This window comes from Arthrobacter sp. Y3225209 (genome assembly GCF_059090685.1).
In genome coordinates this window covers 148,458-163,681 of record NZ_JBNHFW010000001.1, presented here as the reverse complement: position 1 = coordinate 163,681, position 15,224 = coordinate 148,458, and the positions used below count along the sequence as shown (strand labels likewise).

Sequence of the window (15,224 nt, the reverse complement as noted above, 5' to 3'; positions counted from 1 at the left end):
GGATGAGGGCATGAGAACCAGACTGTCGCTCCGCCAGGCCCGCCGGGCGGCACTGTCGGCACAGGGACTGGCCCGTGAACGGCCCGCCGGCCTTGTTAACGCAAGGCAGGCGGGCCGTATCTTTGAGCGGCTGGCACTTCTGCAGATCGATTCAGTGAATGTCCTGGCACGCAGCCACTACCTTCCGCTGTTTTCCCGGCTCGGCCCCTATGACCGGGCCATCGTGGACCGCATGGCCACGCGGCGGCCCCGGCGGATGGTCGAATACTGGGCGCATGAGGCCAGCTTCGTGCGTCCGGACCTTTTTGCCGATCTGCGGGCTGTTCAGCGGCGCACCTGGATGACTGCCGGTTCCCTTCCTCCCGATGTGGCGGAGGACCTCCGGGAGCGGATCCTTGAACTTCTCGCCACGTCGCTGCAGCCGCTGACGGCCCGGCAGACAGCAGAGGCATTGGGCCACCGGCAGGTCCGGGACGCCGGGCACTGGGGGTGGAACTGGAACGCGGTCAAACGGGTGCTGGAGGATCTGTTCGCCTCCGGCCGCGTCAGCTCCGCGGGCCGCACTCCGCAGTTTGAGCGTCTGTATGCCCTGACGGCGGACGTGCATCCGGCTGGCGCGGCAGCCCTGGAACCCTCCGATCCGGAGCAGGCCGTTCTCCGGCTGACAGAGGCCGCGGCCAGGGCGCACGGCATCGCAACCGCCCGGGGGCTCGCCGATTATTTCCGCCTGCCCCAGCGTGCTGCCGCAGGGGCGGCAGAGGAACTGGTCCGGAAGGGGCTGCTTGAGAAGGTGTCGGTCGCGGACTGGAAACAGCCGGCCTACCTGCACGTCGAGGCGGCCATCCCCAAAACAGCTGGCGGCCGGGCACTGCTGAGTCCTTTCGACTCGCTGATCTTCGAGCGCCGGAGGCTGCAGGAACTGTTCGGATTCCATTACCGGATCGGGATCTATACACCGCCGGCGGCCCGGCAGCACGGCTATTACGTACTGCCCTTCCTGTTGGGGGAGGAACTGGTGGCCCGGGTGGACCTCAAAGCGGACCGTGCCGCGGGTATGCTGCTGGTGCAGGGAGCCTTCGCCGAACCCGGGGCTCCGTCAGCCACGGCGCGCCAACTGGCCGCGGAGCTTGTCCTCATGGCACAGTGGCTTGGGCTCGACGGGATTGCCGTCCGGCCCGTGGGGGATCTGGCTCCCGCGCTGAAGCTGGAAGTATGCAGGGAATAAAGGTCAATGGGGAACCACGGACCAGCACCATACGTCTCTCACGTAGACTGGGGACGCCAGATTTCGGCAACACTAGATTGGGAGCAAATCAGTGGCATCACTACTCGAACGAGTTCTTCGTACCGGCGACAAGAAGACGCTGAAGACACTGCGTAACTACGCCGACGCGATTAACGTGCTCGAGGACGAGTTCAAGGGCATGAGCGATGCCGAACTCAGGGGTGAGACGGACCGCCTCAAGGAGCGCTACAACAACGGTGAGTCTTTGGACGACCTCCTGCCCGAAGCGTTCGCCGCTGTCCGCGAAGCCGCCGGCCGCACCCTGGGCATGCGCCACTTCGATGTCCAGCTGATGGGCGGCGCTGCCCTGCACCTGGGGAACATCGCCGAGATGAAGACCGGTGAGGGAAAAACGCTCGTTGCCACCGCACCGGCCTACCTCAACGCCCTGACCGGCCGGGGCGTGCATATCGTGACGGTAAATGACTATCTGGCGGAGTACCAGTCAGACCTCATGGGCCGTGTTTTCCGTTTCCTGGGCATGACCAGCGGCTGCATCCTCTCCAACCAGGACCCCGCGACGCGGCGCCAGCAGTACGCCGCGGACATCACGTACGGAACGAACAACGAGTTCGGCTTCGACTACCTGCGCGACAACATGGCCTGGAGTGCCGCCGAACTGGTGCAGCGCGGACACCACTTCGCCATTGTTGATGAAGTGGACTCCATCCTCATTGACGAGGCGCGTACCCCGCTGATCATTTCCGGTGCCGCGAGCGGTGACGTCAACCGCTGGTACACCGAGTTCTCCAAGGTCGTGACGCGGCTGACGCGGGAGACCGACTACGAGGTGGATGAAAAGAAGCGCACCGTCGGCATTCTGGAGCCGGGCATTGAGAAGGTCGAGGACTACCTCGGCATTTCCAACCTCTACGAGGCAGCCAACACCCCGTTGATCGGTTTCCTGAACAACGCCATCAAGGCCAAGGAACTCTTCAAGCGGGACAAGGACTACGTGGTCCTTAACGGCGAAGTCATGATCGTTGATGAGCACACCGGACGTATCCTTGCCGGCCGCCGGTACAACGAAGGCATGCACCAGGCGATCGAGGCGAAGGAAGGCGTGGCCATCAAGGCCGAAAACCAGACGCTCGCCACGGTGACCCTGCAGAACTACTTCCGCCTCTACGAGAAGCTTTCCGGCATGACCGGCACGGCCGAAACCGAGGCAGCCGAGTTCATGAGCACCTACAAGCTCGGCGTGGTGCCGATCCCGACTAATAAGCCCATGTCCCGGATTGACCAGTCGGACCTGATCTACAAGAACGAAGTGGCCAAGTTCGACGCCGTGGTGAAGGACATCGCCGAGCGTCATGCCTCCGGCCAGCCCGTCCTTGTGGGCACCACGAGCGTGGAAAAGAGCGAGTACCTCTCCAAGCAGCTGGCCAAGGCCGGTATCCGGCACGAGGTGCTCAACGCTAAGAACCACGCCCGTGAAGCGGCCATCATTGCCCAGGCCGGCCGCAAGGGCGCTGTCACGGTGGCCACCAACATGGCCGGCCGCGGCACCGACATCATGCTCGGCGGCAACGCCGAGTTCAACGCCATTGCCGAGCTGGAACGCCGCGGCCTTGATCCGAACGACAACCCTGAAGACTACGAAGCCGCCTGGCCGGACGCACTGGAGAAGGCGCGCCACGCCGTCGCCGCCGAGCAGCAGGAAGTAGTGGAACTCGGCGGGCTTTACGTTCTGGGCACCGAACGCCACGAATCGCGCCGGATAGACAACCAGCTCCGCGGCCGCTCCGGCCGCCAGGGCGATCCGGGCGAGTCACGCTTCTACCTCTCGCTCACCGATGACCTGATGCGCCTCTTCAACTCGGGTGCGGCTGAACGGATCATGAACAGCTCCTCCATGCCCGATGACGTGGCGCTGGAATCGAAGCTGGTCTCCAAGGCCATCCAGAACGCCCAGGGCCAGGTCGAAGGCCGCAATGCGGAACAGCGCAAGAACGTCCTGAAGTATGACGACGTCCTGAACCGCCAGCGTGAAGCGATCTACGGCGACCGCCGCCGCATCCTGGAGGGTGATGACCTGCAGGAGAAGATCAGCTTCTTCCTGGAAGACGTCGTTAGCGCCGTGGTGAACGAGGCGACTGCCGAAGGCCACGGGGACGACTGGGATCTGGAACAGCTCTGGACCAACCTGAAGACGCTGTACCCCATCGGCCTGACGATCGACGAGGTTGTTGACGAAGCCGGCGGAAAGTCCCGTCTTACCCGGGAGTTCCTGCACAACGAGATCCTTTCGGACGCCAAGCTGGCCTACCAGGCCCGCGAGGAGGCTCTCGGATCCGCGACCATGCGTGAGCTGGAGCGCCGCGTGGTGCTTTCGGTGATCGGGCGCAAGTGGCAGGAACACCTGTACGAAATGGACTACCTGAAGGAAGGCATCGGGCTGCGGGCCATGGCCCAGCGCGATCCCCTGGTGGAGTACCAGCGCGAGGGCTTCGTAATGTTCCAGACCATGATGGAATCCATCCGCGAGGAAAGCATCGGCTACCTGTTCAATGCCGACGTCCAGGTCAGTGAACCTGCCGCCCCGGCAGCCAACGCGCTTTCGGGCGTCAAGGATGCCCGCGGAGTTATCGGCACCCCCGTGATTAAGGCGGCCGGACTGGAAGCGCCGCAGCAGCCGGCGAGCCTGCAGTTCAGTGCCCCGGACAGCCAGGGCGGGGTGGAAACCCGCATTGAGCGGACTGCTTCGAAGGGTAAGCAGGCGGACGCAGCAGGTACCCGCCGGGCAGCCCAGGCCGGAAAAGCCGGTGCCAAGAAGGCAAAGCGCCGCAAGTAAGGATCCGGCACCTAGCCGATCTCCAACGCGGTAACCCGCCAGAGCCCGCGCCGCAGCTGAATTCTCAGCGCGACGGCGCGGGCTCTTTCGTGTTCCAGGGCAACCACTGCGCCTTCATAAATGCCCTCGGCCACGGGACACAGCCGGCAGGAACGGATCCGCACGCCCCGGTGCAGCAGCTGCGGATCCGGGCCGGAACCGGACCCCGCAGCGGCTGCTGCTGCCTGTCGCCTGCCCCGCACCAGGTTGGCCCGCAGCTGCAGCCGGTCATAATTCTCCTGGTCCAGCCAGCGGCTCATCTGCTGCAGCGGGCGGACACCCCCCAGCACCTCCAGAGCTGCAAGTGCCACGGACTGGCAGATGGCCCGAACCCGTGCATCGTCGGCAGGGTCGGATGACCAGGCAGCGGCGGCGGCAGCGGATGCAGGCTGTGCCGGTGCTTCCACGCCGTTTGCCGGGGCCTGCCGCGGCACGGCGGGAACCGGTGCCGGGATTTCCTCCCGGGCAGGAGCGCGGTACACGGCGATGGGGCCGCCGTCCGGCGCCAGTTGTGCCAGCTGCGCCAGCTCTGCGGGGGAATCGGGAGCCGGCAGGAATATCACACTGGTCATGGTGCTGTCCTTTCTTGGGGCGTGGGAAGAGGTTCGGGAGCGGGCGCTGACAGTATCTGGCCCGGCAGGATGAGGTGGGGGTCAGGGCCGACGACGGCGAGGTTCAGCGCGTGCCATCGGGGCCAATGTGCCGCTATTTCGGCATCCGTAGCCAGCGGACCCAGCTGCTCCGCGGCCAGGGACCACAGCGTGTCCCCGGCAGCCACCACCACCTCGGCCTGTTCCGTCCGCGGCACCGGAGTCAGGACGTTTCCGGCCGGAGGCTGCGGGGGCGCCGGCCGCCACAGCGGTGAGACGGCATCGTCATCCGGTGCCTTGTCTGCGAAGGGAGCGGTGGCCGACAGCAGTTCCGGAGGCCGGTGGTGACCGGTTGCCGCCGTACCGGAGGCAACCGGTGCCGATACTGCGGGGGTGGGCGCGGAAGCCGCTGCGATTGCGGGGACGCTCCCGGCGGCCAGGGAGAGTCCCAGCACCGCAGCAGCCAGTCTTCGGGCGGGCCCGGGAGCCAGCAGCATTGTCCGGTGTCCGGCTGAGGACATGCCGCAGCGCACCAGGATGCCGCCCGCTGCCGCGCAGATAAGGCCGCCCACCCACCAAACGGTCAATACCATCCCGGTGCCGGCGGCGCACAGTCCTGCCAGCAGCTCGAATGACTCGGGGGACACCGACGGCCCGGACCGGGCACCACTTGCGGGAAGGGCCTGGAGGATTTCCGCACCGCCCCGGAGAAGCAAAAGGCCGAGCGCTGCCACTGCGACAGCGGTCACTGCGTCGGCTGCCAGGGCCGGGTGGATAACCGGTTTACGCATGGCGTCTCCTCATCGTGGTGGTCCCGGGCAGTCCTGGGTGGTCCTAGGTGGTGCCAAGTGCCCATTTGATGCAGTTTGGTGCTGTTTGGAATCGGCTTAGACAGTTGATCAATGTCGTTGGCCTTTGACCCTGAATGGTCCGTGTGAGGCTCGTGTCTACACTTCACCGCGATAGGTGTCCAGAGTGGTGGTCTCTGCGGGGTGACAAAGCTAGCCTTGGGCGATGCGATGGGATGCCCTGTTCAGGGACATGGAGGCACAGATGGCTGCCGCGGACGAACGTCATGCGGCGGGCGAGATTTCCGAACGCGTTCGCGTGGAGCTTGGCGGGATCAGCCTGCAGGACCGGCTCCGGAGCCAGTTCGGCAGGGAGCTCGTCGTGGACCTTGGCCGGGCCGGAACCCTGCGCGGTGTGCTGCGGCACGTAGGGGCCGGCTGGGTGGTGCTTGAGCGTGAACGCGGCTCGGCACTTGCCGCACTTGCCCATGTGGTATCCGTCAGTGGGCTGGACCGGTTTGCCGAACCTGCCGCCCGCACCCTGAATCTCGGCATAGCGTCGGCCCTGCGGGAGATATCCCGGGACAGGAGCATTGTCGCGCTCAGACTGGCGGGAAAGGCCTCAGGCGAAGTCCTGCACGGAACGATTGACCGGGTGGGGGCCGATTTCGTTGAACTGGCCGTGGTCGCAGCCGGAGAGGAGCGGCGTCCGGGAAACGTGTCCGCGGTCCATCTCCTCCCGACGTCCGCAGTGGCAGCGGTCCTGACTCAGCAGCACGGCTGGGGCTGAGCAGGGCATCCGTCCTCGGAGGCCCTCCCCGGGGTGGGGCGGGGAAGGCTCAGCGGTCCACCGCGTCTTCCGACGGAATGCCCTGGCGGACCGCGGCGGCGGATTTGCGGTAGGCACGGGAAATATAGTCTTCGAGCTGCTGTGTCTCAACCCGCCACTGGCCGCGCCCGCCGATCTGGATGGCGGGAAGCTCTCCGCTGCGTACCAGGGCGTAGGTCTGTGAAGAGGAAATGTTCAGTACCTCGGCGACGTCGGCCAGCGTCAGGAATCTCTTATCGCCCACGGCACTCACCTTTCGAACCGCACCACTGCGGTTGCACCCGTTATATACCAGCAGCACCAGTCTGGCACCGGCAAAACCGTTCCCCGGGTTATCCACAGATTCAAGCCGGCCCGGAAACCACCGTTTCCTTCCGCGTGTGCGTACTCCACACTGGCCTCAGCCGGCAGGGAATCGTGAGGCGGGAAGTGTCTGGCGGGAAATTGAGGAAAGAAGCGTGAAAAGAAGCATGGGGGAATCGGGGGAGACATGAGTCTGCGTACACGAGAAGAGAAGCCGACCGCAGCCAGGCTGCGCAGGCCGTCCTGGCGGGATCCACGGCTGCTGCTGGGCATCCTCCTGGTCCTGGGATCCGTTACGGCGGTAGTGACCCTTGTCCAGCAGGCAGATGAGACCACCGACGTCTACGCTGTCCACCGCGATATTGCTCCCGGCGCTCCCATCCGCGCCGAGGACCTCCGTCCGGTGCCCGTCAGGCTGGGTAACGCCGGAGACCTGTATCTGCCGGCAGCCGAGGGGGTGCCCGAAAACGCGGTGGCGGGCGCCGTCCTGAGGGAGGGGGAGCTGGTGGCCCGGTCTGCGCTGACAACGCCTGACTCGCTGGACCGCAAACCTGTCGGACTGCGGGTGGAGGATCCGCTGCCCGCCAGCACGGAGGCAGGCTCGCGTGTGGATATCTGGGCTGCCGCACCTAACGGCAGGAACGGGTTCGATGAACCCCGGCAATTGATCGAGGCCGCGGAAATATCGGAGCTGTCCGTTACCGAGTCGGCTCTCGGGGCAAACCGGAACACCGAACTCCTGATCCTGGTCGAGGATGCCGACCTGCCGATGCTGCTGGCGGCCCTCTCCAACGAGGCAAAAATCACCGTGGTACACAACCCCGCCCCCGGCTCGTGAACATCCCCGTTGCCACCGTCGGAACCGCCGCCGCCGGCGTTCTGGACGGGCTGGAACGGCTGCAGGGTCCGGTGACGGTAGTCCGACGGTGCACAGAGCTGACCGAAATGCTCGCTGTGGCGCAAACCGGAATGGTCCGCGCCGCCATCGTGGCCGGCGACGCCGAGGAGATAACTGCCGGCATCGCAGACCGGCTGGGCTCCGCCGGGGTAGCCCTGGTGGCGCTCGCTGACGATCCGATGCTGCGGCGCCGGCTGGATACCCTGAACATTCTTAATGCCCCCACCGGGCTGGACCCGGGGGACTTGGCGGAACTCATCTCTACGGCGGTACTGGCCCTGGGCCGGTCCGCCCGGACGGCGGGCACCGCGATGGCTGATCCGGGTGCCGCCCTAGGATCCGGTACCAATGGCGAAGGACCCGGGGAACCGGCACCGGGGACGCCGGAAGCGGAGGTCCGGGCCGGAACCGTAACCGCTGTCTGGGGACCTGCCGGAGCTCCGGGCCGGACCACTCTCGCCATCAACCTGGCCGCTGAACAGGCAGCTGCCGGGCGAAGCGTGATCCTCATCGACGCGGACACCTATGGCGCCAGCGTCGCCGTCGGACTGGGACTGCTCGATGAGTCAGCGGGCATTGCGCAGGCGTGCCGACTCGCGGACCAGGGCATGCTTGATGACGGCAGCCTGCGCGCCCTGGCCGCATCTGTCTCGCTGCGGGGGCACCAGCTTGCCGTGCTTACGGGGGTGACCCGTTCGGACCGCTGGGTGGAACTGCGCCCGCCAGCACTGGACGGAGTGCTCGAGGCCGCCCGCCGGTTGTTCGACCTGATAATCGTGGACTGCGGGTTCTCATTGGAAACCGATGAGGAGCTCAGCTTCGACACCATGGCCCCCCGCCGGAACGCCGCCACACTGCTGGTCCTGGAAAAGGCGGACACCATCTATGCAGTGGGTGCGGCAGACGCCGTCGGCGTGCCCCGACTGGTCCGGGCAGTGGCGGAGCTGGCGGAGACGGTCCCGACAGCAGATCCGCTGATCGTGCTGAATAAGGTCCGCGCGTCATCGGTGGGAAGGCAGCCGGAAAACCAGTTGGGCGGGGCCTGGGAACGCTTCGGTCCCGGCAGGCAGATCTGCGCATTCCTGCCGGCGGATTACGACGCCGCAGACGCGGCGCTGCTCTCCGGAACGGCCCTGCTGGAAACGGCACCGGCGTCGGCCCTCCGTGCAGCCATTGCCGATCTGGCGGGCATACGGACCGGGCGCCGACGGCCGGTACGGCGCCCCCGGCGGGCAAAGTGACCTTTCGCGCATTCGGGGCTAGGCTCATTAGAGCAAGCTGCAACGGAGCAGCAGGACGTAAGTACTATCGGAGGCGTATTACATGTCGTCAGGATCCAGCATCGCGGATCTTTTAAGTTCGGACACTTCCCTCGACGAGTTCATAGGGGATTACTACGAGCATCTGGCGCGTGAAGATGCGCAGGCGTATCCGCCGTCGGTGCTGCGGGAGCGGGCCCGGAAGCATATGGAACTCGCGCTCACCCGCGCCGAAGGTACTGCGGCAGTGGACGTTGTGGACCTGGGGGACACCAGTGTGGTGCTCATCGTCACCGATGACATGCCGTTCCTCGTGGACTCGGTCACCGCCGAAGTGGTCCGGCGCAACGCCGCCATCCGACTGGTCGTCCACCCCATTTTCCTTGCCACGCGCGACCCGCGGAACGGTGAACTCCAGCGCGTGCAGCGGGTCCCGGCCGCTGCGGGTGTATCCAGCGGCGACACCGCCGCTCTCCCGAACCTCGCGGACCTGCTCGGCACCGACGGCGGCACCACCCGCGTTGAGTCCTGGATCGCCGTCGAGGTCGCCCGCATCACGGACCAGGACAAGCGCACGGAACTCATCAACGGGCTGACCAAGGTCCTTGGCGACGTCCGGGTTGCGGTCTCGGACTGGCCCGCCATGCGCTCCAAGGTGCACGAGATTGCCCGTTCCCTGGACACCGTCCCCGGCGCCCGGGACATTCCCGACCTGCAGCAGGCGCGGGAGCTGCTGACCTGGCTGGACAACGGCAACTTCACCTTCCTGGGCTACCGGGAATACGACCTCATCACCGAAGACGGAGAAGACGCGCTCCGCCCCACTGAGGACAGCGGACTGGGGCTGCTGCGGCTGCATTCGGCCTCCCGCAAGGTCCAGCGGCTTACCGGCGCCGGGCGTGCCAAGGCCCGCGAGAAGCGTGCCCTGGTGATCACCAAGGCCAACTCCCGCTCCAGCGTGCACCGTCCCGCGTACCTGGACTACCTGGGCGTGAAGCGTTTCGACGAACAGGGCAACGTCAACGGCGAACGCCGATTTATCGGGCTTTTCGCTACCGGCGCCTACACGGGTTCGGTCCGCAGCATCCCGATCGTCCGTGACAAGGTCCGCGAAGTGATGCGGTCCTGCGGCTTCCCCGCGGATTCCCACTCGGGCAAGGACCTGCTCTCCATCCTGGAGACCTACCCCCGCGACGAACTCTTCCAGATTGAGCCTGCAGCCCTGCTGGAGACCTCCCTGGCCATCCTGCGTCTTCAGGAACGCCGCCGCACCCGGCTCTTCCTGCGCCCGGATATCTACGGACGGTTTATGTCCGCCCTGGTCTTCCTGCCCAGGGACCGGTACACCACACCGGTCCGGCTGCGCATCCAGGACGAACTGCGCTCGACCTTCAACGCCGAATCCATCGACTTTGAAGCACGGATGACTGAATCCGCACTGGCCCGGCTCTTCTTCCGGATCCGGCTGCCCCGCGGCCAGGAAATCACCGAAGTGGATACCCCGGCCCTGGAGGCCCGGCTGGTGACGGCCACGCGGTCCTGGACCGAAGGCATTGAAGAGGTGGTCCGGACCAAGTTCGCCCGCCAGGACGCCGAAAAACTGTCCGCGCTGTGGGCGGACGCCTTCCCGGCCGCGTACCGGGTGGCCTACGAAGTCGAGGACGCACTCGAGGACATTGCCCGTTTCGAAGCCCGGATTGCCCGGCCCGAAACCGCGCCGGAGCTGTTCGTCTACGTCCCGGAAGCCGGCGAGGGGGAAGGCCAGGCCGACGCACGGCTCAAGCTCTATCTGACCGAGCCGAAGTCGCTGACCCAGATCCTTCCGTTCCTGCACAACCTTGGACTGGAAGTCCTGGACGAGCGGCCCTTCGAAATCCGTCGCGGCGACGGCGCGAACTTCTATCTGTACGATCTCGGGCTGCTGTACCCGGCGGGCGTTGATCCGGTGAAGACGGGGCCGCTGCTCGCGGAGGCCTTCCGTGCCGGAATGTCCGGGACCGCCGAGTCCGACGCATTCGACCGGCTGATCCTCCAGCAGGGCATCCAGTGGCGGCAGGTCGTAATCCTGCGGGCCTACGCCAAGTACATGCGGCAGGTCGGCACGGCCAACTCCTACGGTTTCGTGGCAGGCACCCTGCTGGCCAACCCCGACGTCGCGCATGCCCTGCTGGCACTCTTCGACGGCCGGTTTAACCCGGACCTGGAGGCTCGCGAATCCGCCGTCGAACAGGCCGGTGCCGCGCTGGAGCGCGGGCTCGAGCAGGTCCCCACGCTCGACGCCGACCGTGTCCTGCGGACCTTCGCCACCCTGATCAATGCCACCCTGCGCACCAACTACTACCAGGACAAGCCGTACATCAGTTTCAAACTGAACACCGGTGCGATCGACGGTGCACCGTTCCCGCGCCCCAAGTACGAAATCTGGGTCTATTCGCCACGGGTTGAAGGCGTACACCTGCGCTTCGGGGAAGTGGCCCGCGGCGGGCTGCGCTGGTCCGACCGGCGGGAGGACTTCCGCACTGAAATCCTGGGCCTGGTCAAGGCACAGACAGTGAAGAACGCGGTGATTGTTCCCTCCGGCGCCAAGGGCGGTTTCTACGCCAAGAAACTGCCCGACCCCTCAGTGGACCGCGGCGCCTGGATGGAGGAAGGCAAGAACAGCTACCGCACGTTCATCCGCGGGCTCCTGGACCTCACCGACAACCTCGTGGTGACCGAATCCGGCGAGGAAGTAGTTCCGCCGGAGCGTGTGGTCCGCCACGACGGCAACGACAGCTACCTCGTGGTGGCCGCTGACAAGGGAACCGCTTCCTTCTCCGACATCGCCAACTCGATTTCGGCCGAATACGGTTTCTGGCTCGGCGACGCCTTCGCCTCCGGCGGATCCGTAGGCTACGACCACAAGGCCATGGGTATTACGGCCCGGGGCGCCTGGGAATCGGTCAAACGGCACTTCAGCGAGCTCGGCATCGACACCCAGAGCCAGGACTTCACGGTCGTGGGCGTGGGTGACATGAGCGGTGACGTGTTCGGCAACGGCATGCTGCTCTCCAAGCACATCAAGCTGGTGGCGGCCTTTGACCACCGCCACATTTTCCTTGACCCGAACCCTGACGCAGCCGCATCCCACGCCGAACGGCAGCGGCTCTTCGAGCTTCCCCGCTCCTCCTGGGCGGACTATGACTCGGCACTGATCAGTGCCGGCGGCGGAATCTTCCCGCGCCAGTCCAAGAGCATCCCGCTCTCGCCGGAAGTACGCGCCGTTCTCGGCCTGTCCGACTCGGTAAAGAAGATGAGCCCGCCTGAACTGCTGAAGGCCATCCTCACGGCACCCGTGGATCTGCTCTACAACGGCGGCATCGGCACCTATGTGAAGGCCTCCACGGAGACCTCCGCCGACGTCGGAGACAAGGCGAACGATCCCATCCGCGTGGACGGACGCGACCTGCGGGTCAAGGTGGTGGGCGAAGGCGGAAACCTGGGCATGACCCAGCGCGGCCGCATCGAAGCCGCCCGTGCCGGCGTCATCCTGAACACGGATGCCATCGACAACTCCGCCGGCGTGGACTGCTCGGACCACGAAGTAAACATCAAGATCTTCGTGGACCGGATGGTTGCCGCAGGCCGGCTGGACCCGGCCGAACGGGCCGAATTCCTGCACTCCATGACGGATGAAGTGGGCAAGCTGGTCCTGCAGGACAACATTGACCAGAACATGCTGCTGCTCAATGACCGCCAGCGCGTAGTGGACTGGAGCCCGAGCTTCGAGCGGCTGATGGCCTGGCTGGAAGAACACGCGGATCTGGACCGCCAGCTGGAGGCACTGCCCGGAAACGACGAGCTGCACGCCCGGATCGCTGCAGGCGAAGGCCTGACCTCGCCGGAACTCGCAGTGCTTGCCGCCTACGCCAAAATCGAGCTTACGAAGGCCCTGACGGCGTCGAACCTCGCCGACGACCCCTACTTCGAGGGCACCCTGCGGCGGTACTTCCCGAAGCAGATCGTTGAGCGTTTTGGCGACCAGCTGGATTCCCATCCGCTGCGCCGGGAAATCATCTCCACGGTCGTGGCCAATGACATGATCAACATTGGCGGCATCACCTTCGCCTTCCGGATCATCGAGGAAACCTCGGCCAGCGAGGCGGAGATCGCCCGGGCGTTCATTGCCATCCGGGAAATCTACGGGATCGACAAAGTCCTGGCGGACCTTGGCGGGCTGCCGGCGGACTTCCCCACCAGCACCTGGTCCATGATGCATCTGGACCTGCGCCGGCTGCTTGACCGGGCGCTGCGCTGGTTCGTCAACCATGTTGGCCGGGGAACCTCGATTGCCGAAGACATCGAGGCGTTCAAGCCGGTTGTCCAGCCGCTGCTGGCCGGCCTCACCCGGTACCTGCGCGGCTCGGACGCCGAACGGGTTGGAGCACTGCAGGAGAAGGCCCGCGAACTGGATATCCCGAAGGAACTGGGCAGCTACTGGGCCGAGCAGTTCGAATCCTTTGGCCTCCTCGATGTGGCCCTGGTCAGCCGGGCGTTCGACGAGCCGGCCGAATCCGTGGCCGCCGTGTACTACGCGGTCTATGACCGCTACGGCATCGATGATCTGCTGGACCGGATCACGAACCTGCCCCGCGCTGACCGGTGGCAGGCACTGGCCCGGGCAGCCCTGCGCGATGACCTGTACTCGACCGTGGCGGACATGACGACCGCCGTCCTGGAGTCCACACCGCATCTGGCCGGAGAAGATCCGGTCAAGCGGCTGGATACCTGGGAACAGGAAAACGCGGATCACCTGGGCCGGGCCACGAAGATGTTCAAGGAAGTCAACGGCCTGGAGCAGGACGACATGGCCTCGCTCTCGGTAGCACTGCGACTGCTGCGCTCCATTGTTCGACGCTAGCCCGGAGTAAACGTGGCAATTTTTACCGACCCGATCAAGGACCATGCGGACTTCGGTCCCGGTGACGCCGAGTGGCTGCACCTGCTGGTGGGGGACTGGCAGCTGGTCGCGGACCTCGCGTTCGCGGATCTGGCCCTGTGGTTCCCTGTGCCGGAGGGCGGGTATGTGGCTCTGGCCCATGCCCGTCCGTCCACCTCGCATACGGTCTTCCACAGCGACTTTGTGGGGGAGCGCATCCGCGCTGACCTGCTGCCGCTTGTGGACGCCGCCTGGCGGAGCCAGCAGATCGAGCGGTCCAGCGAAACGAGCTGGACCGCCGAGACGGCCATGCGGGTGGAGGCCATCCCCTTTGTCCGCAACGGCAGGACCCTCGCCGTAGTGACTTCGCATATGGACCTCTCCAGCTCCCGGATGCCCTCGCGCCTGGAGCTGACCTACCGGCAGTGTGCCTATGACCTGCTGCGGATGGGTACCCTGGGGCTGTGGCCGGATTTCGCGACGCCGACAGGCTCGCGCCGGGGCGCTCCCCGCGTGGGGGACGGCCTGATCCGCCTGGATGCCGAAGGGGTGGTGCAGTACGCCAGCCCCAACGGTGTTTCCGCGTTCCGCCGGTTGGGGGATATGGAAACGCTCGAGGGCCGGTCCCTGGCGGAAATCACGACGGCGCTGCTGAAGGACCGCCGGATGGTGGATGAAACGCTGCCCTTGGTGGTCACCGGAAGGATGCCGTGGCGCACCGAGATTGAATCGCGAGGTGTCAGCCTGTCGCTGCGGGCCATTCCGCTGCGTGACGAGAAGGAGCGCTTTGGCGCCCTGGTACTTTGCCGTGACGTGTCCGAGCTGCGCCGCCGGGAAATGGAGCTGGTCTCCAAGGATGCGACCATCCGCGAAATCCATCATCGGGTGAAGAACAACCTGCAGACCGTGTCTGCGTTGCTGCGGATGCAGTCCCGGCGGATGGAGAGCGAGGAGGGAAAGCAGGGTCTCGCACAGGCCATGCGACGAGTCTCCACCATTGCCCTGGTGCATGAAACCCTGTCACAGGGGCTGACGCAGAATGTGGACTTCGACGAATTGATCGGCCGGCAGTTCCGCCTCTCGGCCGAAGTGGCTTCACCTACGCAGGAGGTCAGGACCCGGCGAGAGGGCTCGTTCGGGGAGCTGCCCAGCGATTTGGCCACCCCGCTTGCCCTGGTGATCAATGAACTGGTGACCAACGCCGTCGAGCATGGCCTGGCAGGGCGCCGCGGCACGGTGGGTCTGGCTGCACGGCGGCACGGACCGGCCGGCCGGGAGGAACGGCTCACTGTCACGGTGTCCGACGACGGCGTGGGGCTGCCTCCCGAGCCACGCCGGGAGGGCCTGGGCCTGCAGATTGTCCGGACATTGGTCCAGAGCGAACTGGACGGGACCATTGAGTGGTCTGCAGCCGAGGGCGGCGGCACCGAAGTGACCATCGAAATGGGACTGGACACCGAATACCGGCGTACCTAGAAACGGCGTAGCTGGAAAACGGCGTCTGCGCCGGAAAGGTGCAGG

At 65.7% G+C, this 15,224-nt stretch carries 10 protein-coding genes; 7 read left to right on the top strand and 3 right to left on the bottom strand.

All coding sequences use genetic code 11. The annotated features are described in order from the left end of the window. Positions 1-10: 10 nt before the first annotated feature. Positions 11-1,225 (top strand): winged helix-turn-helix domain-containing protein, encoded by a 1,215-nt coding sequence (locus AC5RVB_RS00735; protein ID WP_290244583.1) that lies wholly within the window; start codon positions 11-13, stop codon positions 1,223-1,225. A gap of 91 nt (positions 1,226-1,316) precedes the next feature. Beyond that, positions 1,317-4,079 carry a preprotein translocase subunit SecA gene (gene secA / locus AC5RVB_RS00730; protein WP_494141721.1) on the top strand — a complete coding sequence of 921 codons (2,763 nt, stop codon included), beginning with the start codon at positions 1,317-1,319 and terminating at the stop codon, positions 4,077-4,079. An 11-nt stretch (positions 4,080-4,090) separates the two neighbouring features. Here the strand turns inward: secA and AC5RVB_RS00725 are convergent, their stop codons facing one another. Both AC5RVB_RS00725 and AC5RVB_RS00720 read right to left on the bottom strand, forming a co-directional pair. After that, positions 4,091-4,690, bottom strand: a complete 600-nt coding sequence (locus tag AC5RVB_RS00725) for an Rv3235 family protein (RefSeq protein ID WP_227929582.1) — start codon at positions 4,688-4,690, stop codon at positions 4,091-4,093. After that, positions 4,687-5,499, bottom strand: coding sequence for a LysM peptidoglycan-binding domain-containing protein (locus AC5RVB_RS00720; RefSeq protein ID WP_494141720.1), 813 nt, complete (start codon positions 5,497-5,499; stop codon positions 4,687-4,689). Before AC5RVB_RS00720 ends, AC5RVB_RS00725 begins: the two co-directional genes overlap by 4 nt. 223 nt (positions 5,500-5,722) lie before the next feature. Here AC5RVB_RS00720 and AC5RVB_RS00715 point away from each other — a divergent pair, with 223 nt between their 5' ends. Continuing rightward, positions 5,723-6,286 (top strand): hypothetical protein, encoded by a 564-nt coding sequence (locus AC5RVB_RS00715; RefSeq protein ID WP_227903501.1) that lies wholly within the window; start codon positions 5,723-5,725, stop codon positions 6,284-6,286. A gap of 49 nt (positions 6,287-6,335) precedes the next feature. Here the strand turns inward: AC5RVB_RS00715 and AC5RVB_RS00710 are convergent, their stop codons facing one another. Then, positions 6,336-6,569: a helix-turn-helix domain-containing protein gene (locus AC5RVB_RS00710; protein ID WP_227903500.1), complete on the bottom strand. Its 234-nt coding sequence runs from the start codon at positions 6,567-6,569 to the stop codon at positions 6,336-6,338. Between the two features lie 246 nt (positions 6,570-6,815). Between AC5RVB_RS00710 and AC5RVB_RS00705 the strand changes: the two genes are divergently transcribed. The 4 genes from AC5RVB_RS00705 to AC5RVB_RS00690 all read left to right on the top strand — a co-directional run bounded on the left by AC5RVB_RS00705 (position 6,816) and on the right by AC5RVB_RS00690 (position 15,179). Further along, positions 6,816-7,466 carry a hypothetical protein gene (locus tag AC5RVB_RS00705; protein WP_494141719.1) on the top strand — a complete coding sequence of 217 codons (651 nt, stop codon included), beginning with the start codon at positions 6,816-6,818 and terminating at the stop codon, positions 7,464-7,466. Next, positions 7,463-8,767, top strand: a complete 1,305-nt coding sequence (locus AC5RVB_RS00700; RefSeq protein ID WP_494141718.1) for a CpaE/TadZ family protein — start codon at positions 7,463-7,465, stop codon at positions 8,765-8,767. Before AC5RVB_RS00705 ends, AC5RVB_RS00700 begins: the two co-directional genes overlap by 4 nt. A gap of 82 nt (positions 8,768-8,849) precedes the next feature. Beyond that, on the top strand, positions 8,850-13,685 hold the full coding sequence (locus AC5RVB_RS00695; protein WP_494141717.1) for an NAD-glutamate dehydrogenase: 4,836 nt from the start codon (positions 8,850-8,852) through the stop codon (positions 13,683-13,685). 12 nt (positions 13,686-13,697) lie between these two features. After that, positions 13,698-15,179 carry a sensor histidine kinase gene (locus AC5RVB_RS00690; protein ID WP_227903492.1) on the top strand — a complete coding sequence of 494 codons (1,482 nt, stop codon included), beginning with the start codon at positions 13,698-13,700 and terminating at the stop codon, positions 15,177-15,179. Positions 15,180-15,224: the final 45 nt, after the last annotated feature.

Excerpts from the sequence above, each read along its gene's own strand:
- AC5RVB_RS00705 (WP_494141719.1), top strand. The coding sequence starts at position 6,816 with ATGAGTCTGCGTACACGAGAAGAGAAGCCGACCGCAGCCAGGCTGCGC.
- AC5RVB_RS00715 (WP_227903501.1), top strand. The coding sequence starts at position 5,723 with ATGCGATGGGATGCCCTGTTCAGGGACATGGAGGCACAGATGGCTGCC.
- AC5RVB_RS00695 (WP_494141717.1), top strand. The coding sequence starts at position 8,850 with ATGTCGTCAGGATCCAGCATCGCGGATCTTTTAAGTTCGGACACTTCC.
- AC5RVB_RS00720 (WP_494141720.1), bottom strand. The coding sequence starts at position 5,499 with ATGCGTAAACCGGTTATCCACCCGGCCCTGGCAGCCGACGCAGTGACC.
- AC5RVB_RS00725 (WP_227929582.1), bottom strand. The coding sequence starts at position 4,690 with ATGACCAGTGTGATATTCCTGCCGGCTCCCGATTCCCCCGCAGAGCTG.
- AC5RVB_RS00735 (WP_290244583.1), top strand. The coding sequence starts at position 11 with ATGAGAACCAGACTGTCGCTCCGCCAGGCCCGCCGGGCGGCACTGTCG.